Below are 23,634 nucleotides of genomic sequence, written 5' to 3'. Positions count from 1 at the left end.
AAAAGAATTATTCTGAAAAGTATGGTTTCACTGTTAACCCTATGGGAGAATGGCGCAGAGAATAGCGATAATGGAATAAGGGGTGTGGATATGGTTGATAAAGCGGAACTCGACGCGCAGTACGAAGAAACTCGTCTAATTATCGAAGAATTACTGGAAGATGGCAGCGATCCTGACGCATTGTATGCCATTGAGCATCACTTTTCAGCGGATAACTTTGCGTTATTAGAAAAAGCTGCGGTTGAAGCGTTCAAACTGGGCTATGAAGTGACAGACGCAGAAGAGCTCGAAATCGAAACGGGTGAAACATTAATGTGCTGTGATGTAATCAGTGAAAGTGCATTAAATGCAGAATTAATTGATGCACAAGTTGAGCAATTAATGAAACTGGCTGAAAAAATGGGCGTCAACTACGATGGTTGGGGCACTTATTTTGAAGATCCAGATGCCGAATATGATGATGAAGACGGTGACGATATCGAACCAGAAGACCGCGTTCATTAATTATTAGTCACATCGTTCAAATACTTAAAAGGATAGCTAAAAACTATCCTTTTTTGTTTATAACAGAACTATAACGCCTTCAACATGCGAATTTCACAGTCGCTATGGCCTGTGCTTCCGAGAGCTTCATCAATAAATTCAAAGCCTAACTTTTCATACAGCTTAATGGCTGCTTGTAGTTCTTTTGTGGTTTCCAAATAGCAGCGAGTATAGCCTTGTGATTTGGCAAACTCTAATGACATCAACACAATTTGCTTCGCTAAGCCTTTGCCACGTAGAACCGAAGACAAATACATTTTTTGTAGTTCAGCTGTTTTATCATCACCGCCTGCCAGTTGTGACACGCCGCCACCCCCGACAATCTCCCCATCCATTTCCACCACCCAATAAGCGCTACGTGGTTGGCTATAAACTTCAAATAAGGTGTCTAAAATAGGATCAGCCACTGCGAAGCCTTTGTCCGCGGTTAAACCATGTTCTGCAGAAACCTCACGGATTACTGAGGCAATCCCTGCATTGTCTTGTTGCTCGATAAGACGAACTTTGTAGTTTTGTGTTGTCATGTGAAACTCTTGATTATTATTGTGTACAACTCAGTGTAGAGAGAACCTGAAGGGCACTTCAATCTGAGAACTGCGAACGCAGTCTTTTAATGATACGCGAATTAGTCAGCAAGAAAAAGCCCTTATCCGCGAACGAATAAGGGCTTTCAAACTGATTGATTAATCAATGATTATAAAGAGGCGATCGTCACTTTTTGCGCTTCAATTTTCGCTTTCGCTTCAATATTGGCAGCGAGGCGCTCACGTTCTTTTTCGACAACCGCAGCAGGTGCGCGGCTGACAAAACCGTCATTGGCCAGCTTGCTTTCGATAGTGTCGATTTCTTTCGTGACTTTTTCCAGCTCTTTATCTAAGCGTGCTAATTCTGCGTCTTTATCGACTAAGCCCGCCATTGGGATCAACAGCTCTGCACCGTTAACCAGTTTGGTCACAGACACAGGAGCCTCTTCACCGTCCGCTAAAACACGGATTGTTGCAAGGCGAGCCATCGATTTGATAAAGTTTTGGTTCTCTTCAACGCGACGTTGTGCATCTGCTGAAGCGCCGCGCAGCATGACATCCAGTGGTTTACCTGGGGAGATATTCATTTCAGCACGAATATTACGTACTGCAATAATCGCTTCTTTGATCCACTCAAGGTCGTTGAGCGCTAGCTCATCCACTTTCGCCGCATCAAATTCAGGGAACGCTTGTAACATAATGGTATCGGCTTCGATGCCTTTAACCACTTTCACCCGCTGCCAGATAGTTTCAGTGATAAACGGAATGATAGGGTGTGCAAGGCGCAGTAAGCCTTCAAGCACTTCAATCAGCGTGAAACGTGCTGCACGAACTTGGGCTTCGTTACCTTTATGAACCGCAGGTTTAGACAGCTCTAAGTACCAGTCACAGAATTCGTTCCATGTGAAATCGTACAGGATATTCGCTGCGATATCATAACGATAGGTATCCAACGCTTCACGGTAAGCTTTAACCGTTTGGTTAAACTCTGCTATGATCCAGCGATCGGCTAATGAGAAGCTCATTTCGCCCCCGTTTTGGCCGCAATCTTGATTTTCTGTGTTCATCAGCACGAAACGGCTTGCGTTCCAAAGCTTATTACAGAAGTTACGGTAGCCAGATAACCGCTTCATATCCCAGTTGATGTCACGACCCGTTGAAGCCAGTGCCGCTAAGGTGAAACGCAGGGCGTCAGTACCATGAGCTTCGATACCTTCTGGGTATTCTTTGCGAGTACGTTTAGCAATTTTTTCAGCCAGTTGTGGCTGCATCATGTTGCCCGTACGTTTTTCTAGCAGGTCTTCCAGTGAAATCCCGTCAATCATATCCAATGGGTCAATCACGTTCCCTTTGGATTTCGACATTTTTTGGCCTTCTTCATCACGAATAAGACCTGTCATGTAGACGGTTTTAAATGGCACTTGTGGCTCGCCGTTTTCATCTTTGATGAAATGCATGGTCATCATGATCATACGGGCAATCCAGAAGAAAATGATATCGAAGCCGCTGACTAATACATCTGTTGGGTGGAATGTTTTCAGGGCATCGGTATTTTCTGGCCAGCCGAGTGTCGAGAACGTCCATAGGCCTGATGAGAACCAGGTGTCCAGCACGTCTTCGTCTTGGCGCAGTGCAACATCTGCCGATAAATTATTTTCACGGCGAACTTCGTCTTCATCGCGACCGACGTAAACATTGCCTTTTTCATCATACCATGCAGGAATGCGGTGACCCCACCATAATTGGCGAGAAATACACCAGTCTTGAATATCGCGCATCCAAGAGAAATACATGTTTTCGTATTGGCGTGGGACGAATTGAATTCGGCCATCTTCAACGGCTTTGATAGCGTCTTTCGCTAAAGGTGCAGTACGCACGTACCATTGGTCAGTTAGCATTGGTTCGATAACAACACCACCGCGGTCGCCATAAGGTACGGTTAAATCGTGTGGTTTAACTTCAACTAATAAGCCGAGTGAATCGAATTCAGCAACGATGGCTTTACGTGCAGCAAAACGCTCCATTCCACGGTAGTTTTCAGGAATTTCACAGCTGTACGCGGTAGATGGGTGCCCGTTAGTATCAAAAACTTCCGCTTCGTGACGAACGTTACCGTCTAAGTCCATCATGTTAATCATGGTTAACTGATGGCGTTTACCCACTTCATAGTCATTAAAGTCATGAGCTGGGGTGATTTTCACGCAGCCTGTGCCTTTTTCCATATCTGCGTGTTCGTCACCCACAATTGGAATACGGCGATTAATAATTGGTAGAATGATTTCTTTACCAATTAAATCTTTATAACGTGGATCTTCGGGGTTAACTGCAACACCTGTATCCCCTAACATGGTTTCAGGGCGAGTGGTTGCAACCACTAAATAATCTTTGCCTTCAGCCGTTTTTGCGCCATCAGCCAGAGGGTAGCGCAGGTGCCACATGGAACCTTTGATTTCACGGTTTTCGACCTCAAGGTCAGAAATCGCGGTATGCAGTTTGGGATCCCAGTTAACCAGACGTTTGCCACGGTAAATCAGGTTTTCTTTGTACATGCGTACGAAAGCTTCTTTAACCGCTTTGGACAGACCTTCGTCCATGGTGAAGCGCTCGCGATCCCAATCAACAGAGTCACCTAAACGGCGCATTTGTTGGGAAATTGTGCCGCCTGATTCTGCTTTCCACTGCCAAATTTTGTCGATGAACGGCTCACGACCGTAATCGTAGCGAGTTTTACCTTCTTCTGCCGCGATTTTACGCTCAACCACCATCTGGGTTGCGATACCCGCATGGTCAGTACCCGTTTGCCATAAGGTATTTTTACCTTGCATACGCTGGTAACGGATCATGGTATCCATGATAGTTTGTTGGAAAGCGTGCCCCATGTGCAGGCTACCCGTGACGTTCGGTGGTGGAATGACGACACAGAAACTGTCCTGGGTGGTATCCCCATTAGGTTTAAAATAACCGCTTTTCTCCCAATGAGCATACAAGTTTTGCTCAATCTCTGCGGGGTTATAGGTTTTATCGAGCGAAGGCTCATTCATTGGGCTATCTGGTTTCTTTTCCATCGTCTTTATATTCAGTAAGTTGGCGGCGTCGCCATAGTCAAATTGAAGCCGACGCTACGGTATGTTTTATACCGTTCACGCGCCAACTGTTTTAAAGTTTCATCAATAGGTACGAAGTCTATCACTTCATGGAAAGCTGTTGCAAAATCTGCGAACTTCGACTGCAAATTAATCAAAATATCCCGCGGCGTATTACCCCGCTTTGTTGGCCAACAAATTTCAATGGGTGCACCATAACGAGGGCCTTCTCCAGCCAAATTATGCGGCACAAACTGATGAGGGTCACGTTGCCACAAAGCTTCATCAATCTTTTCGGCTTGCTGCTGTGTTTCACAAGCAATCAAAACTCGCTTCCCATGACGCCACATTTGTGCGGCAAGCTCACACGCTAACCATTCGTGGGCTTCGTATTCAGCTTGTGGGGAGGGCTGGTCAAGTTGATAGAATGTACCTTTTTTCATAATACCCGTTATACCCGTCATACTTAAATTTGTAGGGGTGTTGGCTTCGCGCTTTCACCTTAGTCACATACTTTTGTATGCTCCTAAGGCCTCAAGCCCTTGCCGCCTACCTACAAATTCAATTATTTAGGGTATAGCTAAAAATGCCATACTTAAATTTGTAGGGGGGTTGGCGACACTTTTTAAGTCGCCTAGCGCAAGATGATATCTATGCTGAATTATATCCTTTTTTGTGGCTGCCTCAAAATGGCTTTATGCGTGTAGCGAAAACCAAAAAAACAATATCCCGAATCGCTATTGCTCATCGGGATATTTTTATGGTCGAAGTACAGCGATTTCACCTAAACGGGATTATTCGTCACCATTTAAGCCAGCACGGTTCAATAAGAACTGCGCTAACATGGAAACAGGGCGACCTGTTGCCCCTTTCGCTGCGCCTGAACGCCATGCTGTTCCTGCGATATCGAGGTGCGCCCAGTTATATTTGGTCGCAAAACGAGACAGGAAGCAGCCCGCAGTGATCGCACCCGCCGGACGCCCACCCGTATTCGCTAAATCCGCAAAGTTCGGCGTGATTTGGTCAAAATACTCATCCGCTAACGGTAAGCGCCATGCTCTGTCACCTGCTTGCTCAGAGGCATTTAACAGCTCATGCGCCAGAGGATTATGATTCGACATCAAACCGGTGTAGTGGCTACCTAAAGCAATCACACACGCACCTGTTAGGGTTGCGATATCGATAACCAATTCTGGGTCAAAACGCTCAACGTAGGTCAGCGCATCACATAACACTAAACGACCTTCCGCATCGGTATTTAACACCTCAACCGTTTGGCCTGACATGGTTGTGAGAATATCACCAGGGCGATAAGCACGGCCACCTGGCATGTTTTCACAGCCAGCCAGTACCCCAATCACGTTGATAGGCAACTGTAACTCAGTGATGAAGCGCATCACACCGTAAACAGACGCGGCACCACACATATCGTATTTCATTTCATCCATGCCATCGGCAGGTTTGATTGAAATACCGCCTGAGTCAAAGGTTAAGCCTTTGCCTAACAGAACGATTGGTTTGCTCTCTGGGTCTGGATTGCCTTTATACTCCATGATGGACATCAGGGATTCATTCTGTGAACCTTGACCCACTGCGAGATAGGCATTCATACCCAATTCTTTCATTTGTTCTTCACCGATCACGCGAGTGGTCAGTTTGCTGTCTGAAAGGTCTGCTAATTGGCGTGCTTGAGACGCTAAATAACCCGCATTACAGATGTTTGGCGGCATATTGCTCAAGTCTTTAGCGGCTTTAACACCCGAGGCGATAGCCAGACCGTGAGAAATTGCACGCTCACCGCTGGTCAGTTCACGGCGAGTTGGTACATTAAACACCAATTTACGCAGTGGACGGCGATGTTCTGTTTTATTACTTTTCAGTTGATCAAACACATACAGCGATTCTTTTGCAGTTTCGACGGCTTGACGGACTTTCCAGTAGTTATTACGGCCTTTTACATGTAATTCAGTTAGGAAGCACACAGCTTCCATTGAGCCTGTTTCATTCAGAGTACTAATTGTTTTCTGAATAATTTGTTTAAATTGGCGCTCGTCTAACTCGCGTTCTTTACCGCAACCGATAAGTAGAATGCGTTCAGACAGAACGTTAGGCACATGATGGAGTAGCAGGGATTGACCTACTTTACCTTCAAGTTCGCCACGGCGCAGCAGGGCGCTGATATATCCGTCACTGATTTTGTCCAACTGTTCAGCAATTGGGGACAGACGGCGTGGTTCAAAGACACCGACAACGATACATGCGCTGCGTTGTTTCTCCGGGCTACCACTTTTTACACTAAACTCCATGCGTTCTCCTGAATCTTAAAGACAAAGGCCGATGCTCCCGCTAAAATTAGCGTTTCGCATGATCTACCTCATAGAGAATAAACTCTTTATGTTAAACTAACCATCTATACGCGAAATAACTCACGTTGTATGCTGTTTATCGCGAAACAACGTGAAGTATGGCAAGTATATCTGGTTTCACGAATATTAAGCATGTTCTGATATTTCAATCAGTATAGAGAATGCTTTTATATCATTCTAGCCATACAATAAACCAGAGTATATGTTAGTAAATGGCAGACATTTAACGAACTTAGCCATTTTCTTCCCAAAAGACAAGTTTTCACAGGCGTAATAAGCGTGATCATTATTAGATATTTGGTACGGGAAACCCTGAAAAGTCAGTTAGCCATACTTTTTGTATTGATGCTAATCTTTTTTAGCCAGAAGTCGATAGACATTCTGGGCGCAGCTGTTCAGGGCAATATTCCCTCAAACTTAGTACTTCCTTTGTTGGGGTTAGGTGTGCCTGAAATGGCGCAGCTTATCTTGCCTTTAAGCCTATTTCTTGGGCTATTGATGACATACAGTAAACTTTACACTGAAAGCGAAATTACGGTGATGCATGCCTGTGGCTTGGGCAAAAGTGTGTTAATTAAAGCCGCGTTAGTTCTTGCCGCGATCACCGCCATGGTCGCGATTGCCAATATTACATGGATGTTGCCATGGTCATCGCAATATCAAGAACAAGTGCTTGCGGATGCAAAAGCAAATCCAGGGCTTGCGGCAATGGTGGAAGGGCAATTTAAAACCACAAAAGATGGCAACTATGTGCTGTATATTGGTGATGTTAAAGGAAGCAACTTTAAAAATGTTTTCCTCGCCCAGTTACGTGCGGCGAACGAACAGCGCCCTTCAGTTGTCGTGGCAGATAGCGGCTATATGAAAGAAGATCCAGACGGTCGCCAAGTGGTTGTTCTTAATGAAGGAACTCGCTACGAAGGAACGGCATTGCTGCGAGATTTTCGTATTACAGATTTTGTGAATTATCAAGCAATTGTGGATCATCAATCAGGTGAAACACGTAATGACCGTGTTGAGCAAAAAAATATGCTGCAACTGTGGGAGGAAAATACCCCAGAAGTCAATGCAGAGTTTCACTGGCGCTTGACGATTGTTTTCTCTGTGGTGGTCATGGCCTTGATGGTGGTGCCATTAAGTGAAGTGAACCCGCGTCAAGGGCGCGTGCTCAGTATGTTGCCTGCAATGTTGCTGTATTTAATTTTCTTCTTGCTGCAAAGTACCTTACGTAATAGTGCAGATAAGGGTGATATTGACCCGCGTTATACTATGTGGGCGGTGAATTTAGGCTACTTGGTCTTGGCGGTGATCCTCAATGCGTGGAACACAGTCCCAATGCGCCGTATGCGTCTTAAATTGAGTAAAGGGGCAGCTTGATGTTTGGAGTTTTAGATAGATATATCGGGCGAACCATCCTAAATTCCATTTTGGTGACGCTATTTTTATTGGTTTCGCTGTCTGGGATCATTAAATTTGTCGAGCAGCTTCGCAAAGTCGGTGATGGTGATTACACTGCGTTGAGTGCAGGGGTGTTCACCCTATTGACCGTACCAAAAGACATCGACATTTTCTTTCCGATGGCTGCGTTACTAGGTGCTTTAATGGGACTTGGCGCATTGGCCTCGCGTAGTGAGTTAGTCGTTATGCAAGCCTCGGGTTTTACACGCTTGCAAATCGCCTTGTCTGTCATGAAAACGGCTATTCCTCTGGTGATTGTCGCGATGTTTATTGGCGAGTGGGTTGCGCCCGCGGGTGAGCAATGGGCGCGAAATTACCGTGCAGAAAAAATTGTCGGTAACTCGTTAGTCGTGACAGATGAAGGAATGTGGGCGAAAGATGGTCGTGACTTCATCCATATTCAGCGCATTAACAATTCAACATCGATCCAAGACATCTCTGTTTATCGCTTTGATGAACAACAAAAATTAAAATCGGTGATGTTTGCTTCAAGTGGTGAGTATGATACCGCTAATCAGCAGTGGGTGTTATCTCAAGTGGATGAGTCAATTTTAAGCAGTGAGAAAAAAATCACAGGTTCACAACGACTTAGTGTTGATTGGAAAACGAATCTGACCCCTGAAAAACTGGGAATTGTCTCTCTGAATGCGGATTCGTTATCAATCCGCGGACTGTATCAATACGTCTCATACCTTAAAGAGAGCGGCCAAGTGGCGGCGGTATATGAGCTGAGTTTGTGGAAAAAAATCTTAGCTCCGTTATCTGCGGCGGTCATGATGTTAATGGCGGTTTCCTTTATTTTTGGGCCATTACGTACCGTACCCATGGGTGTGCGAGTCGTATCGGGGATTGTCGGCGGTTTCTTATTTTACGTGCTAAACCAAGGGTTTGGTAACTGGAGCCTTGTCTATTCGGTTCCACCCATTATTGCTGCTATCTTGCCAAGTTTACTGTTCTTAATTGTCAGTATTGTCTTATTAGTCAAACGAAAATAATCGTTTTGTTATTGATAAAAGGCTGTGGATCTTCGGATTTCACAGCCTTTTTCTTTTATTGCCATTTACTCAGAAAATAATTACCCAAGTTGCTGATGAGTTCGAGTAATTTAGTTTGTGGCCGAAACAAGATGTATTGCTGCTTATTTCCTTCCGTTGCCCTGATATATTCCCCTTTAACGCCAATAACGTTCGAACCGCTTCTATTGGCTAATTGCTGCGCATAAGAGAAAATACCACCATTGGCTGTGTAGGATTGCTGAATAGAGTAGGCATTTTCCCACTCTTTTTTTGCAAATTCTTTCTGTACTTGTTGGCGTGTATCACTGACCAATTGCTTATATTCTTTTGTGTCTTCCAGCTTAATTTTATATGTTTTTAATTGATGACAATTTAATTGGTTAAGGTCTATTTCGATACTAGTGGGTTTCTTAGGGGCAGGAAAAGCATGTTGGTGATTGCAGATCTTTCTGAGCTGCTGCACTAATTCAGAGACGTTTCCTTGCTTAGTGGCGCTGGGGCGGAGTACATGAGGTAATAAAATAGAAGCGATTTTCATCTTGATTCCTGTCTTTGTCATCGAAGAGGTTTCAAGAATATCGCTTAGATTGGATTACGTATTATACAAATCGCTAGAAGGAAAACAGCCTGAATGGATCAGGCTGTTGTTGCAATTAACGTGAGAACTCGGGTAAATCCGCGTTTTAGGGTAGGGGTATAGCTCGCCATTGCCTGTAAAGCGTCGACGGTACCCTTTCAATGTTTTCCATACGCATGGTTAGATGAGAGGGATGCGACCAGGTCATTGACGCCAATAGTTAACTTACTAAATTTGCTGCTATCCTTGCGCGTCATCACCACAAAGACCCCAATATTTTGTTGTGGGATCATTGCCATATAGGTATTAAACCCACCACCACCACCTGTTTTTTGGTAAATGCCAGGAATGCCATTTTTCGGTTTCATATACACCCAACCAAGGCCTAACCCATCAGCATGACCCGCAACATCCATTCCTTTAATTTCTAACAGCTTTTCACGAGGGAAATAAATACCCTGTTCTCGCGCAGCTGTAGCTTTACGCAGGTTAGTATCAGTGGATAAAAACTGTTGCATCCACTTTTGCATATCCGCAGGGGTTGAGTACACACCGCCACTGCCAGCCGCCGCAAGGGTGTTATGACAAGGACTTGGTTTAGTCCCTTCCATTAAACGGGCGCATTGCGCATTACTTGGGGTATAGGTGGTTTCTGTCATTTTTGCAGGTGAGGTGACATAGTGGCTAAATAATTGCGGGTATGGCTGTCCAGTGGCTTTTATCATCGCGTCAGCTAATAAGTCGTAAGCAAGGTTGGAATAGGAGGCTTCTGTTCCTGGAGTTGCATCTAACTTGCCTGTTTTTAGCCATGTCCAGCGGTTATCTTGTGTCGGCCAAATAAACACAGGGCGCCCCCATTTTCCACCAGGTTGTTCACGCGGCAAACCACTGGTGTGGCTAGCAAGATGATATAAGCGAATTGGCTGCCCACTGGCGTTATCAGGCACGGTAACACCTTGATAAGCATACTGTTGTAGTGGGTCTGTAATTAGCAGTTTTTTGTCTTGCTCAAGCTTAATTAATATTTCGCTTGTCATTAATTTGGTAATTGATGCTATGCGAATTAATGAATTTGGGCCGGGTTTTTTTCCATTACCCGGTGCAGTTTCCCCATAATAACGAGATAACGTTTGGTTATTATCGATAACAATAATCGCCATACCTCGCGCATCACTTTCATTAAAAATACGATTAGCATATAAATCGACAATCTTAGCGACGCGCTCGTAAGTCCTTCTATCTCCCTCAAAAACCTGCCAATCTGAGGATTCAACATCATTACCTTGTAAAAACTTAGGTGTTTTCTCTGTCTTGGTTGAACATGCCATTAAAGCAAGGGACAACGCAGATACAGACAGAATTTTTAGAAATGATTTCTTCATGTTTGGAGCCAGCCGATATGATTGTTTGTAAGTGGCTTTTCAGCCAATCTTATTTTTTCTTAGCGAAAATCTTCATCACCACACCAATTAAGATGCCAATAAAGATACCTGTTGCTATCCACCCAACAAAACCCATGATAAAGCCTTTCAACATTGCACTAGATTGCGGTTAAACTAACAAAAATAATAGGCTATCGCTAGCCACCCAAGCATGGATACGATAAAAATAATTAGCAAAAAACTAACATACCCATAAATGAATATATAAACAAAAGAAGCTTTCCTACTCGCACACGATATTATTGTTCAATATGCTTTATTTTTAATCGAACAATCGCTCCTTGCACGAATAAGTGTTGCCAGTAGACACAAGGCAAGTATAATGGCAGCGTTTTCCAAGAAACACATCACTTCAGTGCCGGAGTGGCGGAATTGGTAGACGCAGTTGATTCAAAATCAACCGCCTTCGGGTGTGCCGGTTCGAGTCCGGCCTTCGGCACCATAAGAACATCAAGAGACGTCAACCGACGTCTTTTTTTGTATCTGAAATCTTAAGTTTACAAGGCTTTTCCCCACTTTTCAGTCTTCCCAAGTATACTAAGGTCAACCCACATCAAGTACCTGCTGTTGGTGTATTTCGCTTAACAACAGTTAGTAAAAAGATTGATAAATCAAATTGTTGATGGTGTCGATAATAGCACTTGACATAATGACTCCCTCGTTAAGAACTAATGTTGGAATAATCAAAATAAAGGTATACTATGCTATCAAAATAGGCCTATACTGGTTTTATATACAGTTATTGGGTGTTGTAAATGATAGTAGGGTTTATTAATGATAATGACAGATGGCTTTTTAGATGGTGTTGTTAATGATAAAAAATAACTCAAAGTTCACTTTTATTGATTTGTTCGCAGGCATCGGTGGATTTAGACTTGCGTTGCAAAACTTAGGTGGGGAATGTGTATTCTCTAGTGAATGGGATGAGTATTCAAAGAAAACCTATAAGGCTAATTTTGGTGAATTACCATTTGGTGATATTACTTTGCCCGAAACAAAAAACGCCATACCTCAGGTGTTTGATTTTTTATGTGCTGGTTTTCCTTGCCAAGCATTTTCCATTGCAGGAAAGCGAGGAGGATTTGAAGATACCAGAGGAACACTTTTCTTTGATGTTGCTGAAATTATTAAAAAACACAACCCTAAAGTCTTCTTACTTGAAAATGTTAAAGGTTTAACAAATCACGATAAAGGCAGAACACTCGCAACGATCCTCAATGTGTTAAGGGAAGATTTAAATTACTTTATTCCTGAGCCTCAAATTATAAATGCTAAAGATTTTGGTGTTCCTCAAAATAGAGAAAGAATATTTATTGTTGGTTTTAGAAAGGATTTGAATATTGATACATTTAAGTATCCTAAGCCTACTAATATTACCACTTGCGTGAATGATATTTTAGAAAAAGAAGAGGTATCCGTAAAATATTACCTTTCAACACAATATTTATCCACATTAGAGAAACATAAAAAACGACATGAAGATAAAGGCAACGGTTTTGGATATCAAATTTTAGATAGCAAGGGTATTGCAAATGCCGTTGTTTGTGGTGGAATGGGGCGTGAACGTAATTTAGTTATAGATCATAAATTGTCTAATTTTACGCCTGTAACTAAAATAAAAGGTGAAGTTAACCGTAAAGGAATACGAAAAATGACGCCAAGAGAATGGGCAAGGTTACAAGGCTTTCCTGATGAGTATGAAATTGTTGTATCAGATGCTCAAGCATATAAACAATTTGGTAATTCAGTTGCAGTTCCCGTTGTCCAAGCGATTGCTAAAGAAATTTTAACATTATTAGGTGTCAAATGAGTATAACAGGAAATATTGGTGAGTGGAGTGAGGTATATGCGTTTTTAAAGATATTAGGGGATGAAAAACTTTTTGCAGGTAACGAGTCGTTAGAAAAATTAGAAGGAGTGGTTTACCCAGTCATTAAAATACTAAGGGAAGAGTCTGCGGGTAAATTTGAGTACTCGATAAATAGAAATGTTGTGTTTATTACCCATGATGGTAGGGAACTGCTAAGATTACCTATTTCTGAGTTTGCTCAAAAGGCAAAAGAAACACTTGAAAAGATCATTGAGAACAAAAAGCAAAAAAATACAACTTTTTCTATTCCTGAAATTGAAGCTTTTATGGCGGCTATATACTGTAAGTCTTTGAAAGCTTCCTCTAGAGAGAAAACAGATATAATTATTGTTATTCATGATGAGAGAACGAATCAGCAGCCAATGCTTGGGTTCAGTATTAAATCTCAGATTGGTTCTGCTTCTACATTATTAAATTCAAGTAAAGCAACTAACTTTAGATTCAAAGTCGATGGACTCGCTTCTTCCGATATAAAAAAAATTAATAATATACAAAATCCAAAAAAAATTCTAAATAGAATTGCTAAAATTACTGAATTAGGTGGTGAATTAACATTCAACAAAGTCGTTAGCGATACATTTTCAAATAATTTAGTGCTAATTGATAGTTTGCTACCCCAAATAATAGGGCACATTCTTCTGAGCTATTTCACTTCAACTATTTCAAAAGTTAAAGATTTAGTTGAACAATTAGAATTATCAAATCCTATGAATTTTGATAATAAACAAAAACACCTTTTTTATACTTATAAAATAAAGCGATTACTTACAGATATTGCGGTAGGTCTAATGCCGACGAAAGTATGGAGCGGTAAATATGATGCTACAGGTGGGTATTTAGTTGTTAAGAATGATGGGGATATATTGTGTTATCATCTATATAATAAAAATGAATTTGAAGATTACTTATTTTTTAATACCAAATTAGACACTGCGAGTACAAGTAAGCACTCTTTTGGTGAACTTTATGAAGATGAATTAGGTGATGTTTATTTGAATTTAAATTTGCAAATAAGGTTTTTGAAATAATGTGATTATAATAAATAATTTTCACTAATGACGCCATAAAAATATGTCTGAAAAATATAAAAAATATTTTTATGGAAAATAGTCTTAAATTTATCTTTTAATTATTTAACTAAAGTTATAGATAGCCTTCAAAAATACCTAAAACATCATGCATATTATATTCTGTTTTTTCTCGCTAAAATATGTCCATCACAAGTTGCTTTATTATTTACTCGTAAAATATCCTATTAGTATATTTATCCTTTTTTTTACTTAAATATTATTTTTAATCACCTATCTAACTACAGTAAATAAGAGTGACTGTCTGTGACTTTGATATAATAGAAAAATAAATAGAGTACTATGATAGTAATTTACTTAAAGAAGTCATGTAGTTACGTGATCCTATTTTTAAAACCCAAGCTACTAAATACACGTTTAATTATATGAAAACTTAGCAGGAATGAAGATGACTAAAACTTATTAATATTGATAAAAACAGCGTATATTAGTTAAAATACGCTGCTCAAATATCAAGTTGGTGAATGGTTGGGTTTTAAGTTTCTTATTAACTAATTAAATGCAATGATGACTACGGCATTGCCAGTGTAATATCCAGGGGTTACCGTTCCTGATGAATGTAATTCAGACGTGAATGTAAATGGATTCGATGCATTATTTCCAGAAATATTCATATTGGCACCATTCCAACCACTTTGATTATTAATTAATGGATCTGAATAAAAGTTAAGCGTCGAATTTAAATATACATAACGCTCACCCGTTGTTGAACGAGCAAATAAGTTGATATTTGTAGCCTGTGTACAGGCGATATTACCAGAAACTGAGTTTCTCTTACCATTTAAGCTTGTGTTACTAATTGCCCCGTGATCAACAAAGGAAGGTAAAGAAATACTACATGTTTGATTTGTCGGTGGAATTTTACCACAGACGCTACCAGGCCATTGGATTGCATTCCTAACACCCGCAGTTGGTCTATGGTTAACATAGAATAATCCTATACAAGTTGCATTTGGGCTATCAATAACAAATGATGCACGATAAGGGATCCCTTTTGCAGATCGAAAAGCCTCAGCGACTTCTTGCGCTGTTCGATATTGGTTAATTCGAATGCAGTTACCATAATCTAAGCAAGAACCACTCAACGATGGTGCTCCAGATGCATACAGAACATCTGGGCCTATCCAGCATTCTGTTGACCCATAGCAAGGGTTAGTTATACCACTTGCTTCAGACCAAGAAAGAATATCCATCTCAACACGAGGCCAAGCTCCAGAGGTCATACTTACAGGCATTACATACGCGATCGCATTGGCTGGGCGAGATGGGAATAGAGATGCTAACGCGATGATTAATAATAAAATACTCAAACGGCTTGTATTTAACATTCCGTATATTTTTGTTTTTTTCGCATACATAATGATTTACTCATAATCTAATTTGAATGTGGCACTCGCAGCCCATGAACCGAGCACAATTGATTTATTTTGCAATGCAGCTGGCTCAGCTCTCACATACGCTTGAAATCGTAGGTCATTATTATTTCCGGTATACAACCCTTGGGTATAACTGCCACTATTAATTTTGATTGCCGCACCGGAAACACTTTCAATACCAACTGCCACACCTGTTGCTTGGCTTCCTGCATCTAACGCCAATAAACCAGGTAAAGCTGAACTTTCTGCGCCCATAAATGTGACTTTTACTTCATGGCCTAATGCTAAATCACAATTAATTAATCGAATGGTAAAAGGTTGGCTATTTGTTTGAGTATTCAGATACAGGTATTTATCCACTATCGTACCGAAATCTAATTCAATCGATTCGTCGCCTGGATAAACATCACAAGCATCCTCAATCAACGTACCATCAAATTCCACATTTGCAGAAAATGCGGTGGTGGCACCCAAAAACCATAAGCCAAAGGCAAAGCTCATATTACGTTTAATATTCATAGTGATGACAGCTGCCTCCTATTCAAAAATAATGGTTAATGTGCCTGATGCGGTAAAATTATCCCCTACGAGTTCGCTTCCTGATCGCATGACAGGTACGGCTGAAAGGGATGGCAGTGAAGCCGCATTAATCAAAAAGGCTTCATTCAATGGTTGAGGTTGGCCATTTTTCTGAATTTGAATTCCTAATTTGCCATTATTCAACGGTGTCACCGTTCTTAATGTCGCATTATCAAATCCACTTCCCGCCGGTGTTCCTCCGAATATCAAGCTGATATCCCACGGTTGTGTCATATCGCCAACACAATTTAATTGAAAAGGAATAGGTTGCTTGAAGGCGGTACCATTGATTTTTCGTACGCCCACTTTACCGAATGAAACTTTTATCGGGTCGTCATGGCTTAATTGGCAAACAGGAGGAATAATTAACGTGCCATCAAATGCCCAATTTGCTTGCGCTGAAGATATGGACATCACCATTATAAACCCTGCCATCCAATGCTTAATTTGCTTGTTATTCCACATAATCATTCTCACTGATACTCTATTTTCAGTGTTGCCAGCGCGGTAAAAAATCCGCCATCGGTATTCGTAAAATCGGCGTTACTGTTTTTTACCGGCGCAACCTCCAAGGTTGGCAGCGCTGTATATAACACATTGAAAGGCTGGTTAATAACTTGCTTAGCATTGTTCACATAAAAGGAAAGCCCTAGTTTTGGGTTACTCGTTTTCAATGCGCCATTGCTATTAAATGATGTATCATCACCGATAAGCGTGAGCTTTATAGCGTTTTTCGCTAGGTTTGTGCAGCTGAGTCTCATCGGTACAATACGCTTGTATTGGATTCCATCGATACGTGGGAGCAATATATCGCCAAAATGTATAGCTTCTTGTTGGTTGTTATTCAAAATGCACTCGGGCGGTGTCACCAATAATCGACCTTTTAGCTGGATACTAAGTGTTGATGCTTGGCTTTGGCCAAACAGGCTAAGCATCATGCAGACCGAGAGAAGATAACGGAATAATTTCATTGATATCATCCTATTGGTAATCCAATACCATCGTAAGATTGCCCGTAAAATCACCACCCGATGTTAAGTTTACCCCTGTAGGTTTAACGGGGACGGCATATAAAGAAGGTGAACTCCCATAATTAAAATTGAGTGTCGCGCCATTACTGAGTCGGGTTCCATCACGGTAAATGGCAATACCTAAATCTGGGAGATTGGTGGTCACCGATGAGGCACCATTAATTTGCCTATCAGTCCATTTCAGCGTCATCTTTAATGTATTTTTATATAAGCCATTACATACCAAATTGTAATTAATAGGTGAGCGCCCATAAGTGCCGTCAATCTTTGCCTGATGTATATCGCCAAAATCTACAGAAGTCGTTGTTGCACCGCCAAGGGTGCATTCTGGCTCACCGTATACTGTCACACGAATTTGAATATTAGTGCTTAAGTTTGCAGCGATAACTTTGTAAGAAAAGCTGAGTGAAATCAGAGCACCAAAGAGTATTACCCCTGAGAGGGCAAGCGCTTTAAAGCATATCGTAAGAAAATAAGCTTCTCTCATCTCCATGCCCCTATTCATAACTTACCTGGAATCTAATTAACGCCTGATAAGCCCCTGCATTTAGTTGGGCGGAGGTACGCACTGGCGTCACATAGTAAGTTAATTGGTTTTGCCCAGGTGAAACCAACTGTGGTGTGCTGTACTCACCTAAGTTAATTGGTGAACGCGAGGCATCACTTAATTGCAGGCCAATTCCTTGAACACCAATAACCTCTGCCAAGCGCGGGTCTTGAATATCGATAGGAGCTAAAAAGCGAATTTTCATCGCTGGCATCTGTTGGCTCCACAAAAGATTCCCCTGTGCAGTGCGGCTGCGGCTTTCGCCACTTAGACAATCTTCTAAACGCAGTTCAATCGCAACAGGGTTACCTGTTTGCCCGACATGTTGAAGCTGTCCTGTTCCCACAGTACCTAAATTAATAGTTTGATACGCTGATGACATTGCTAAGCGACAAGCACTTTCCGTCAGGGCTCCATGGACATATAGCGTGCCATGTGAACCATCGACATCCCAGTTATCAACTTTATTTAGGGCGGTTCCCATCGCCATACTACTGAATAAATTCAGCGCTAAACTTCCTAAGCCCACATAACGGAGCATCCTGCTTGTGTTTGCCATGATATTCTCCTGCTATCTCATCGCGCATTTCAAATCAGTCTATTTTTTTTCAGGTACCACATGGCAGCTATTTCCCTGACATGTAAACGACAACGTTGGACGACCACCATAATCATTGATATAGGTCAGCACAGGTTTATTACCTAATGCATCTGCACTGACGTTCAGTGCTTTGCTACTTTTGGGAGCAACCATCACTGGCTCAAATCCTGCGACCGTTTGTCCATTTTTGCTTGGAACTGCATCGACAAAAGAAACGTAATATGCGGTTGGATTATTAATCGTATATTGGTTACCTTGGCGCGTAAGAGTCACTTTTTCCTGCCATGGGTTATCCATTTGTTCACGTGTTGGAATAATTGATTTTGGTCGGTAAAACAATTTAATACGTGTCTGTAATGCCAATTGCAGCGTATTGGGTTTATCACTTTTCGGTGGGATTTCCCGCAAATTAAAGTAATACACAGATTCTCTGTCTTGTGGCAGTGAAGCAGCACTTGGCAGTGCTTGGATTTTGATTTGGCTTTTTGCGCCAGGTTCAACACGCTGCACTGGTGGCAATACCGTAAATGGGTCGCTTATTTTTTCACCTTTCTCGTTTTCCACCCAACCTTGAGCGAGATAAGGTAATTGTTTGTTTTCATTGCTGATATTTAAACTGATCGATTTCTCATCTCCCGTGATAATCGCTCGAGTTCTGTCTAATGCAACCGCCGCTTGAGCAGAAGATAGCGTTGCTGAAGTTAATACAACGCCAACCAACGCTAATGCTGTTCTATGGGCATTTTTTCTATTCATCATTTTATTTTTCATCATGTTATTCATCATATTGTTATCTTCTATGGTTAAGGAGCATTCATCTCTCTTTGCGTACCACCATTTTTATTATTTTTGTAACCAGCGACCTGATGACTTTGGCGCAGTTCTTTCAACAACAGGCACAACAAGTTCTGCTGCTTTCGGCATTGCTTCTAATGCACGGCTGGCTGATGGTGTCTTTATGGTCGCTGGCGATGCGGCTTTTGCTCCCGGTTTATGGCACGGTAATAACCAGCTTGCCTGTAAATATTCATCTTCTGGCAAGGTATCAGGGAGTGTGATTTCACACTGCACTTGGTCATCCCAACGGACTTGCAAGGTATCTTTTGCTTTTAAACCAGTGAGATAGGTATTTCCATCATCACCCACCATACCGACTTGTTGGCCACGGCCATTTAATACGATTGCTCCGAAAGGCGGTGTGCTATTGTCCGACAGCCTTAACAACGCCATTGCACTGCTTCCAGCGACAACATCAAATTGACGGTAACCAATCGCCCCTTCGGTTAAAGTACCTTGCTTTATTGATTGGGAGACTTGTGCTTCATCTGGTAATGCATTCAAATCAACACTAACTTGATTACGGTAGTAACTATTCACATCACTAATAACGGCTTGTCCAAAGCGGTTAGTACGTACAATAGAGCCATAACCACGTAACGGGATATTAGGTACACCATCGGTATCAACAAATATGCGAGTACCGCCAATTTGGCTGCTACGATGTAGTACGGCGCCTTTTTCCGTTGCTGTGAAGCCACCTTGTAAAGAGAATCCCGCTGACCGATAACGGTCTTGCTGGTAAGTTGCATTCGCATTGAGCTGTGCTAAATCTCCTTGATGGGTGTAATAGCCACTCACGAGTGCACCTGAACGCGCCCACCCCGTACTTAGTTGATAATTATTTCTTTCATCGATAGTGCTGTAGTAATTCACACGCTGTGAGTTATCATTTTTATCCCAGCTACTGTTGTAACTAACAGAGCTTTTTTCTCCCCAAGGCACAGTGAGCGAGGCATATACACCATCATCATTACTTTCACGGTAACGATTTCGATATGCCGTCAAATTGAGACTGAGATTTTTCCATTTACCAATATCAAAATAACGTGCTAATGAAATGCTATAGCGGTCGTTATCGGGTTGATCCCAATAGGTTTGATGGTAATAGTTGATAAATGCACTTAGCCCTAACTCTGAAAATTGTTGGTTATAAGAGATGGTATACATTTCTTTGCTGTTGTATTGGCGAGCACCTGTTTCCTGCGCATCCAAATACTCAGACATACTCATAAAACCTTGTTCAGAGAATCGATATCCTGCAAATGTCACTTGGCTGTTATAAGTGTCAAAACGCTTTGAGTAACTTAAACGGTATGAACTTCCGCGATGCGTTTTATTGCCAATATCACTTAAGTTGGTTAAATGCGCTCTTGCATGAGTGATATCAAATGATAATGCACCAAATACCATTAAGTCACGACCAATCCCTATAGCTGCGGATGCATAGTTTTTCGCACCAATTCCACCACCATACAGTGACCAGCCGTTGTTAACCCCCCAAGAGAATTCGCCACTTGCAAAAGTATCGCCGCTCACATGATGGCGCCAGTTTGTTGGGCGCCCAGTGGCTAATTTGTAACGCAGTTGTCCCGGGCGCGTTAAATAGGGAACACTTGCAGTATTTACAGTGAAATTCTGTGTTGAACCGTCTTGTTCTTTAACTTCAACATCGATTTGCCCAGCTAATGCATCATTCAAGTCTTGGATGCGAAATGGGCCCGCAGCGACTTGAGTTTGATAAATAATTCGTCCTTGTTGGCTCACAATAACTGTCGCATTACTTTTTGCGACCCCAGTAATTTCTGGTGCGTATCCACGCAGATTAGGCGGTAGCATATTGGTATCAGTAACCAAGCTAAGCCCTGTAAATCTGAAACTATCAAAAATATCAGAGGTTAAATAATCTTCGCCTAAGGTGAGTTTTGCGCCTAATGATTTGATGGCTCGGTAGACATAATAACGAGTCCAATCTAGTGATGTGGTCGTGCTTTGTCCTTGCTGCTTATCAATACGCATTTGCCAGTCAGCGCGAGCACGCCAAGCACCCAAGTTAACACCAGCAACACCATTACCGCTGGTACTGTAGTTGGTTTGTTGCCCTGAACGAGTTTGTTGGCCGACTTGGGCATTGAGGTTGTAATCAAATAGTGCACCAGGTAAGCCTTCTTCCCAGCGAGCAGGGGGATCCCAATTCTCAGCGGTATATTCGAGGTAGGCTTGCGGCAAACTAATGTACATAGCGGATGTCGCAAGATCAGCTTTAACCTCAGTTCCTGGTAAACTTTCAAGTGATAAACACTGCCCATCGTGCCACCACTTTAATGTCGACATCAACTCAGGCTTGATACCAAATTTTTCAACTAAAGTGGGGCTCAGACAAGGTAGGCTTTCATCCGATTTATCTTCAGGTGCATAATAAAAGACAGTTTCTTCAGGCATACTTTGCTTATTTAAGAAAACTGTAAAACTGTATTCGCCAGGCATGAGGTAGCCAGGGCGTGAAAATTGGCTTAAATCAATGTTGCTACGATCATTGACGTCTAGCATTTCCATATTAAATTTAATATCGGATGCGTGACCACCAAAGCTAATTGCCAATGCGACTAAAAGCCCTAATCTGCAAGGCCGAGTTATCCGTAACACAGGCGTGTGAATGAAATTCAGGGTCATCATCTCGACCTTCTTTTGCGTTCTTTTATCCGTAATGTCATTTCGCTCGTGAAGCTCACCTGTTAAAGGCGATCTTCATTGATGAGAGGAACCGACTATTCATAATCCAGTTTGAAACGTAATTGACTGTAGTATTGACCTGATGCTAATGGGCGATTATTCGCCACCAATCGCAGCCGATAGGTGAGATCTTTTGTTCCTGCCGTCAGTGAATTCACGGACATTCCTTGGCCTGGTATGGCAATTTCACCATCCCCCTCACGTTGAATTTGTAATCCAACACCTTGAGCTTGTCCGTTAACACCAAATAACCCTCTATCATGGGAGCCATCAAATGTTATACGAAAGTATTGCCAATTCGGCTTATCAGGATTTTGGCGTTCAAGAACACAATTCACTAATCGGATAACAAAAGGGCGAGCAGGTCCTTGCCCATCACGGCGAATTTGAGTCAGTGCAATACTTCCCATATCAATAGTTTGATCACGGCTGCCGACATCAATAGCACATGCTGTTTCAATAATGCTTCCATTCATATTCACTGAGCCTTGAGCCTTTGCAGTTGATACCGCGGTTAACAGGCTTAAACTTAAGATCAATGAAAACATTCCAAAGGTTATCGAATTATTCATTGCTTCCTCTCTTACACTCAATTCAGTCGAAATGAGCCAACAAATGAATTTTGTTGGCTCAGGATGAATTACTCGTAAGACAGAGTGAAATCCGCTACTGAGCTAAAGTCACCAGCAGTGATCGTACTGATATCGCCACCATTACCTTTTAAGTAAGCTGCGAAATTCAAGGTGTTATTACCATTTTGAATTTGTTGGAATGGTGCCGCTGTTCCTAAAGTCACCACATCACCGCTACCATTAGTGATCTGAACACCAGCGCCAGCACCAGTACCAACAATACCCAGTGTTTTATTGGTATTGTCGAAAGATGCAGCAGCACCACTAAAGGTTAATTGAACACCTTTAGTCAGTTTAGTGATATCACAGTTCTCTAAAGCGATTTCAAATGGACGTGGCGTTGATTTACCACCATCAACTAATGCCATATTAGAAATTTGGCCTAATTCAACAGTTTGGTCGATTGAGTTAGGAGAGATTGAGCATGGAGCATCGATAATAGCGCCTTTAAACGTTACTTTACCGTGACCTTGATCTGCTGCATTTGCTGCAGAAGCTAATCCCAGAGCCATAAAAGTTGCCATTGCAATAGATTTCATTTTCATGAATATAAAGTCCTATGTTTTTGTTAAATAAAGAATGAGTGTCAGTTTTCATTGCTCATTGCAGACACTCTATTTGCAATGAACTGGAAAAAGCAAAGTCCGAGGAATTGATTCAAAAAAATCAAATCCTAATAAATAAAATTGAGTTATTAATTAAAAATTAAAATCAAAAAATATATTTAGTCGTCTGTTAAAAAAACTTGAATTGGCACCTTAAATAACTCTGAAAACTGAGCTAGAAAATCAATGTTTATATGGTTTGTGCCTGATTCATAACGAGAAATTTGTTGCTGGCTTACGCCAATATATTGCCCTAACTCCTCAGCGGTTAATTTCATTTCCTTTCTATATTTTTTTATTTTCTTTCCGACAATAATATTAAATTTTTGTGTTTTTGTGATTATTAACATAATGTCAAACCTATTTCAGACATTGACTAGATAGGGAAAACAACCCTTCAGATTTAAAATAACACTCCATATTATGGATATAATTTATTGAGCTATTTTGAAATCCAACGCCATCTAATAAATAATTAATATCGACATCAAGCGAGCTAGCAATTTGCTGAATTTGTTCTAAATGCAGCCGAATAACTCCACGCTCAATACGTGACACATGTTGTTGTGAGCATAAAAGTAAATCAGCTAGATCAGAACCACTTAAGCCTTTTGCTCTACGGGCTCTAAGTATATTGCTCCCAACAATTTCCTTAGGAGATAAGTTAGATGGCATAAAATTCTCTCCGTGAAATAAATAAGTTATCTATTAACGGTTGTTTAACTA

Annotated in this window: 23 protein-coding genes and 1 tRNA gene; 6 read left to right on the top strand and 18 right to left on the bottom strand. The window is 41.6% G+C overall.

Annotation, left to right across the window (positions count from 1 at the left end; genetic code table 11):
* Window positions 1-90 precede the first annotated feature (90 nt).
* Entirely contained in the window at window positions 91-504 is a 414-nt protein-coding gene (gene rraB, locus PR808_RS14105; RefSeq protein WP_042845698.1) for a ribonuclease E inhibitor RraB, read from the top strand.
* 68 nt (window positions 505-572) lie between these two features.
* Here rraB and PR808_RS14100 read toward each other — a convergent pair whose 3' ends face one another.
* The 4 genes from PR808_RS14100 to pepA all read right to left on the bottom strand — a co-directional run bounded on the left by PR808_RS14100 (window position 573) and on the right by pepA (window position 6,456).
* On the bottom strand, window positions 573-1,067 hold the full coding sequence (locus PR808_RS14100) for a GNAT family N-acetyltransferase (RefSeq protein ID WP_206083274.1): 495 nt from the start codon (window positions 1,065-1,067) through the stop codon (window positions 573-575).
* Between the two features lie 170 nt (window positions 1,068-1,237).
* Window positions 1,238-4,108: a valine--tRNA ligase gene (locus PR808_RS14095; RefSeq protein WP_272539532.1), complete on the bottom strand. Its 2,871-nt coding sequence runs from the start codon at window positions 4,106-4,108 to the stop codon at window positions 1,238-1,240.
* A gap of 35 nt (window positions 4,109-4,143) precedes the next feature.
* Entirely contained in the window at window positions 4,144-4,593 is a 450-nt protein-coding gene (locus PR808_RS14090; RefSeq protein ID WP_206083276.1) for a DNA polymerase III subunit chi, read from the bottom strand.
* A 351-nt stretch (window positions 4,594-4,944) separates the two neighbouring features.
* Window positions 4,945-6,456 carry a leucyl aminopeptidase gene (pepA, locus tag PR808_RS14085; RefSeq protein ID WP_206083278.1) on the bottom strand — a complete coding sequence of 504 codons (1,512 nt, stop codon included), beginning with the start codon at window positions 6,454-6,456 and terminating at the stop codon, window positions 4,945-4,947.
* 339 nt (window positions 6,457-6,795) lie between these two features.
* Between pepA and lptF the strand changes: the two genes are divergently transcribed.
* A complete protein-coding gene (gene lptF, locus PR808_RS14080) occupies window positions 6,796-7,893 on the top strand; it encodes an LPS export ABC transporter permease LptF (RefSeq protein WP_272539523.1) in 1,098 nt (365 codons plus the stop codon).
* Complete coding sequence (gene lptG / locus PR808_RS14075) at window positions 7,893-8,969, top strand: LPS export ABC transporter permease LptG (RefSeq protein WP_206083281.1); 1,077 nt, start codon at window positions 7,893-7,895, stop codon at window positions 8,967-8,969. Before lptF ends, lptG begins: the two co-directional genes overlap by 1 nt.
* Window positions 8,970-9,024: 55 nt before the next feature.
* On the opposite strand, the gene PR808_RS14070 is transcribed toward lptG, so the two are convergent.
* Window positions 9,025-9,528, bottom strand: a complete 504-nt coding sequence (locus PR808_RS14070) for a hypothetical protein (RefSeq protein ID WP_272539522.1) — start codon at window positions 9,526-9,528, stop codon at window positions 9,025-9,027.
* A gap of 197 nt (window positions 9,529-9,725) precedes the next feature.
* Complete coding sequence (ampH, locus tag PR808_RS14065) at window positions 9,726-10,949, bottom strand: D-alanyl-D-alanine-carboxypeptidase/endopeptidase AmpH (RefSeq protein ID WP_206083283.1); 1,224 nt, start codon at window positions 10,947-10,949, stop codon at window positions 9,726-9,728.
* 417 nt (window positions 10,950-11,366) lie between these two features.
* Here ampH and PR808_RS14060 point away from each other — a divergent pair.
* The 3 genes from PR808_RS14060 (at window position 11,367) to PR808_RS14050 (ending at window position 13,907) form a co-directional block, all read left to right on the top strand.
* Window positions 11,367-11,451, top strand: a tRNA-Leu gene (locus tag PR808_RS14060).
* Window positions 11,452-11,820: 369 nt separating this feature from the next.
* A complete protein-coding gene (locus PR808_RS14055) occupies window positions 11,821-12,819 on the top strand; it encodes a DNA cytosine methyltransferase (protein WP_272539521.1) in 999 nt (332 codons plus the stop codon).
* Window positions 12,816-13,907 (top strand): HpaII family restriction endonuclease, encoded by a 1,092-nt coding sequence (locus tag PR808_RS14050; protein WP_272539520.1) that lies wholly within the window; start codon window positions 12,816-12,818, stop codon window positions 13,905-13,907. The genes PR808_RS14055 and PR808_RS14050 overlap by 4 nt, the downstream gene beginning before the upstream one ends.
* Before the next feature lie 551 nt (window positions 13,908-14,458).
* Here PR808_RS14050 and PR808_RS14045 read toward each other — a convergent pair.
* From PR808_RS14045 to PR808_RS13990, 12 genes are all read right to left on the bottom strand, one after another.
* Window positions 14,459-15,325: an MrpH family fimbial adhesin gene (locus tag PR808_RS14045; protein ID WP_272539519.1), complete on the bottom strand. Its 867-nt coding sequence runs from the start codon at window positions 15,323-15,325 to the stop codon at window positions 14,459-14,461.
* A gap of 6 nt (window positions 15,326-15,331) precedes the next feature.
* Window positions 15,332-15,862 carry a fimbrial protein gene (locus PR808_RS14040; RefSeq protein WP_272539518.1) on the bottom strand — a complete coding sequence of 177 codons (531 nt, stop codon included), beginning with the start codon at window positions 15,860-15,862 and terminating at the stop codon, window positions 15,332-15,334.
* 18 nt (window positions 15,863-15,880) lie between these two features.
* Entirely contained in the window at window positions 15,881-16,393 is a 513-nt protein-coding gene (locus PR808_RS14035) for a fimbrial protein (protein ID WP_206083786.1), read from the bottom strand.
* Window positions 16,394-16,395: 2 nt separating this feature from the next.
* The gene (locus PR808_RS14030) at window positions 16,396-16,893 is read right to left on the bottom strand and encodes a fimbrial protein (protein WP_241016803.1); all 498 of its coding nucleotides are present in this window, start codon (window positions 16,891-16,893) and stop codon (window positions 16,396-16,398) included.
* A 10-nt stretch (window positions 16,894-16,903) separates the two neighbouring features.
* Entirely contained in the window at window positions 16,904-17,440 is a 537-nt protein-coding gene (locus PR808_RS14025) for a fimbrial protein (protein WP_241016804.1), read from the bottom strand.
* A gap of 10 nt (window positions 17,441-17,450) precedes the next feature.
* A complete protein-coding gene (locus PR808_RS14020) occupies window positions 17,451-18,059 on the bottom strand; it encodes a fimbrial protein (RefSeq protein WP_272539517.1) in 609 nt (202 codons plus the stop codon).
* Between the two features lie 39 nt (window positions 18,060-18,098).
* Window positions 18,099-18,887 carry a fimbria/pilus periplasmic chaperone gene (locus tag PR808_RS14015; RefSeq protein WP_442960064.1) on the bottom strand — a complete coding sequence of 263 codons (789 nt, stop codon included), beginning with the start codon at window positions 18,885-18,887 and terminating at the stop codon, window positions 18,099-18,101.
* A gap of 57 nt (window positions 18,888-18,944) precedes the next feature.
* Window positions 18,945-21,614: an outer membrane usher protein gene (locus tag PR808_RS14010; protein WP_272539515.1), complete on the bottom strand. Its 2,670-nt coding sequence runs from the start codon at window positions 21,612-21,614 to the stop codon at window positions 18,945-18,947.
* A 92-nt stretch (window positions 21,615-21,706) separates the two neighbouring features.
* Window positions 21,707-22,243 (bottom strand): fimbrial protein, encoded by a 537-nt coding sequence (locus PR808_RS14005; RefSeq protein ID WP_206083307.1) that lies wholly within the window; start codon window positions 22,241-22,243, stop codon window positions 21,707-21,709.
* A gap of 68 nt (window positions 22,244-22,311) precedes the next feature.
* A complete protein-coding gene (locus tag PR808_RS14000) occupies window positions 22,312-22,848 on the bottom strand; it encodes a fimbrial protein (protein WP_272539514.1) in 537 nt (178 codons plus the stop codon).
* A 179-nt stretch (window positions 22,849-23,027) separates the two neighbouring features.
* Window positions 23,028-23,258: a helix-turn-helix domain-containing protein gene (locus tag PR808_RS13995; RefSeq protein ID WP_272539513.1), complete on the bottom strand. Its 231-nt coding sequence runs from the start codon at window positions 23,256-23,258 to the stop codon at window positions 23,028-23,030.
* 10 nt (window positions 23,259-23,268) lie between these two features.
* Window positions 23,269-23,583 carry a helix-turn-helix domain-containing protein gene (locus PR808_RS13990; protein ID WP_206083310.1) on the bottom strand — a complete coding sequence of 105 codons (315 nt, stop codon included), beginning with the start codon at window positions 23,581-23,583 and terminating at the stop codon, window positions 23,269-23,271.
* Between the last annotated feature and the right edge of the window lie 51 nt (window positions 23,584-23,634).

The sequence above is a fragment of the Providencia sp. PROV197 genome (assembly GCF_028479625.1).
Lineage (GTDB): Bacteria > Pseudomonadota > Gammaproteobacteria > Enterobacterales > Enterobacteriaceae > Providencia > Providencia vermicola.
This window is presented reverse-complemented; position numbering and strand designations above follow the sequence as displayed.

Bases quoted from the DNA above. Each gene is read 5' to 3' on its own strand.
- PR808_RS14095 (WP_272539532.1), bottom strand. From the start codon at position 4,108: ATGAATGAGCCTTCGCTCGATAAAACCTATAACCCCGCAGAGATTGAG.
- pepA (WP_206083278.1), bottom strand. From the start codon at position 6,456: ATGGAGTTTAGTGTAAAAAGTGGTAGCCCGGAGAAACAACGCAGCGCA.
- PR808_RS14100 (WP_206083274.1), bottom strand. From the start codon at position 1,067: ATGACAACACAAAACTACAAAGTTCGTCTTATCGAGCAACAAGACAAT.
- PR808_RS14040 (WP_272539518.1), bottom strand. From the start codon at position 15,862: ATGAATATTAAACGTAATATGAGCTTTGCCTTTGGCTTATGGTTTTTG.
- PR808_RS14035 (WP_206083786.1), bottom strand. From the start codon at position 16,393: ATGATTATGTGGAATAACAAGCAAATTAAGCATTGGATGGCAGGGTTT.
- PR808_RS14025 (WP_241016804.1), bottom strand. From the start codon at position 17,440: ATGAGAGAAGCTTATTTTCTTACGATATGCTTTAAAGCGCTTGCCCTC.
- PR808_RS14070 (WP_272539522.1), bottom strand. From the start codon at position 9,528: ATGAAAATCGCTTCTATTTTATTACCTCATGTACTCCGCCCCAGCGCC.
- PR808_RS13990 (WP_206083310.1), bottom strand. From the start codon at position 23,583: ATGCCATCTAACTTATCTCCTAAGGAAATTGTTGGGAGCAATATACTT.
- PR808_RS14045 (WP_272539519.1), bottom strand. From the start codon at position 15,325: ATGTATGCGAAAAAAACAAAAATATACGGAATGTTAAATACAAGCCGT.
- PR808_RS14000 (WP_272539514.1), bottom strand. From the start codon at position 22,848: ATGAAAATGAAATCTATTGCAATGGCAACTTTTATGGCTCTGGGATTA.
- PR808_RS14015 (WP_442960064.1), bottom strand. From the start codon at position 18,887: ATGATGAATAACATGATGAAAAATAAAATGATGAATAGAAAAAATGCC.
- PR808_RS14050 (WP_272539520.1), top strand. From the start codon at position 12,816: ATGAGTATAACAGGAAATATTGGTGAGTGGAGTGAGGTATATGCGTTT.
- PR808_RS14055 (WP_272539521.1), top strand. From the start codon at position 11,821: ATGATAAAAAATAACTCAAAGTTCACTTTTATTGATTTGTTCGCAGGC.
- rraB (WP_042845698.1), top strand. From the start codon at position 91: ATGGTTGATAAAGCGGAACTCGACGCGCAGTACGAAGAAACTCGTCTA.
- ampH (WP_206083283.1), bottom strand. From the start codon at position 10,949: ATGAAGAAATCATTTCTAAAAATTCTGTCTGTATCTGCGTTGTCCCTT.
- PR808_RS14030 (WP_241016803.1), bottom strand. From the start codon at position 16,893: ATGAAATTATTCCGTTATCTTCTCTCGGTCTGCATGATGCTTAGCCTG.
- PR808_RS14005 (WP_206083307.1), bottom strand. From the start codon at position 22,243: ATGAATAATTCGATAACCTTTGGAATGTTTTCATTGATCTTAAGTTTA.
- PR808_RS14010 (WP_272539515.1), bottom strand. From the start codon at position 21,614: ATGATGACCCTGAATTTCATTCACACGCCTGTGTTACGGATAACTCGG.
- PR808_RS14020 (WP_272539517.1), bottom strand. From the start codon at position 18,059: ATGGCAAACACAAGCAGGATGCTCCGTTATGTGGGCTTAGGAAGTTTA.
- lptG (WP_206083281.1), top strand. From the start codon at position 7,893: ATGTTTGGAGTTTTAGATAGATATATCGGGCGAACCATCCTAAATTCC.
- PR808_RS13995 (WP_272539513.1), bottom strand. From the start codon at position 23,258: ATGTTAATAATCACAAAAACACAAAAATTTAATATTATTGTCGGAAAG.
- PR808_RS14090 (WP_206083276.1), bottom strand. From the start codon at position 4,593: ATGAAAAAAGGTACATTCTATCAACTTGACCAGCCCTCCCCACAAGCT.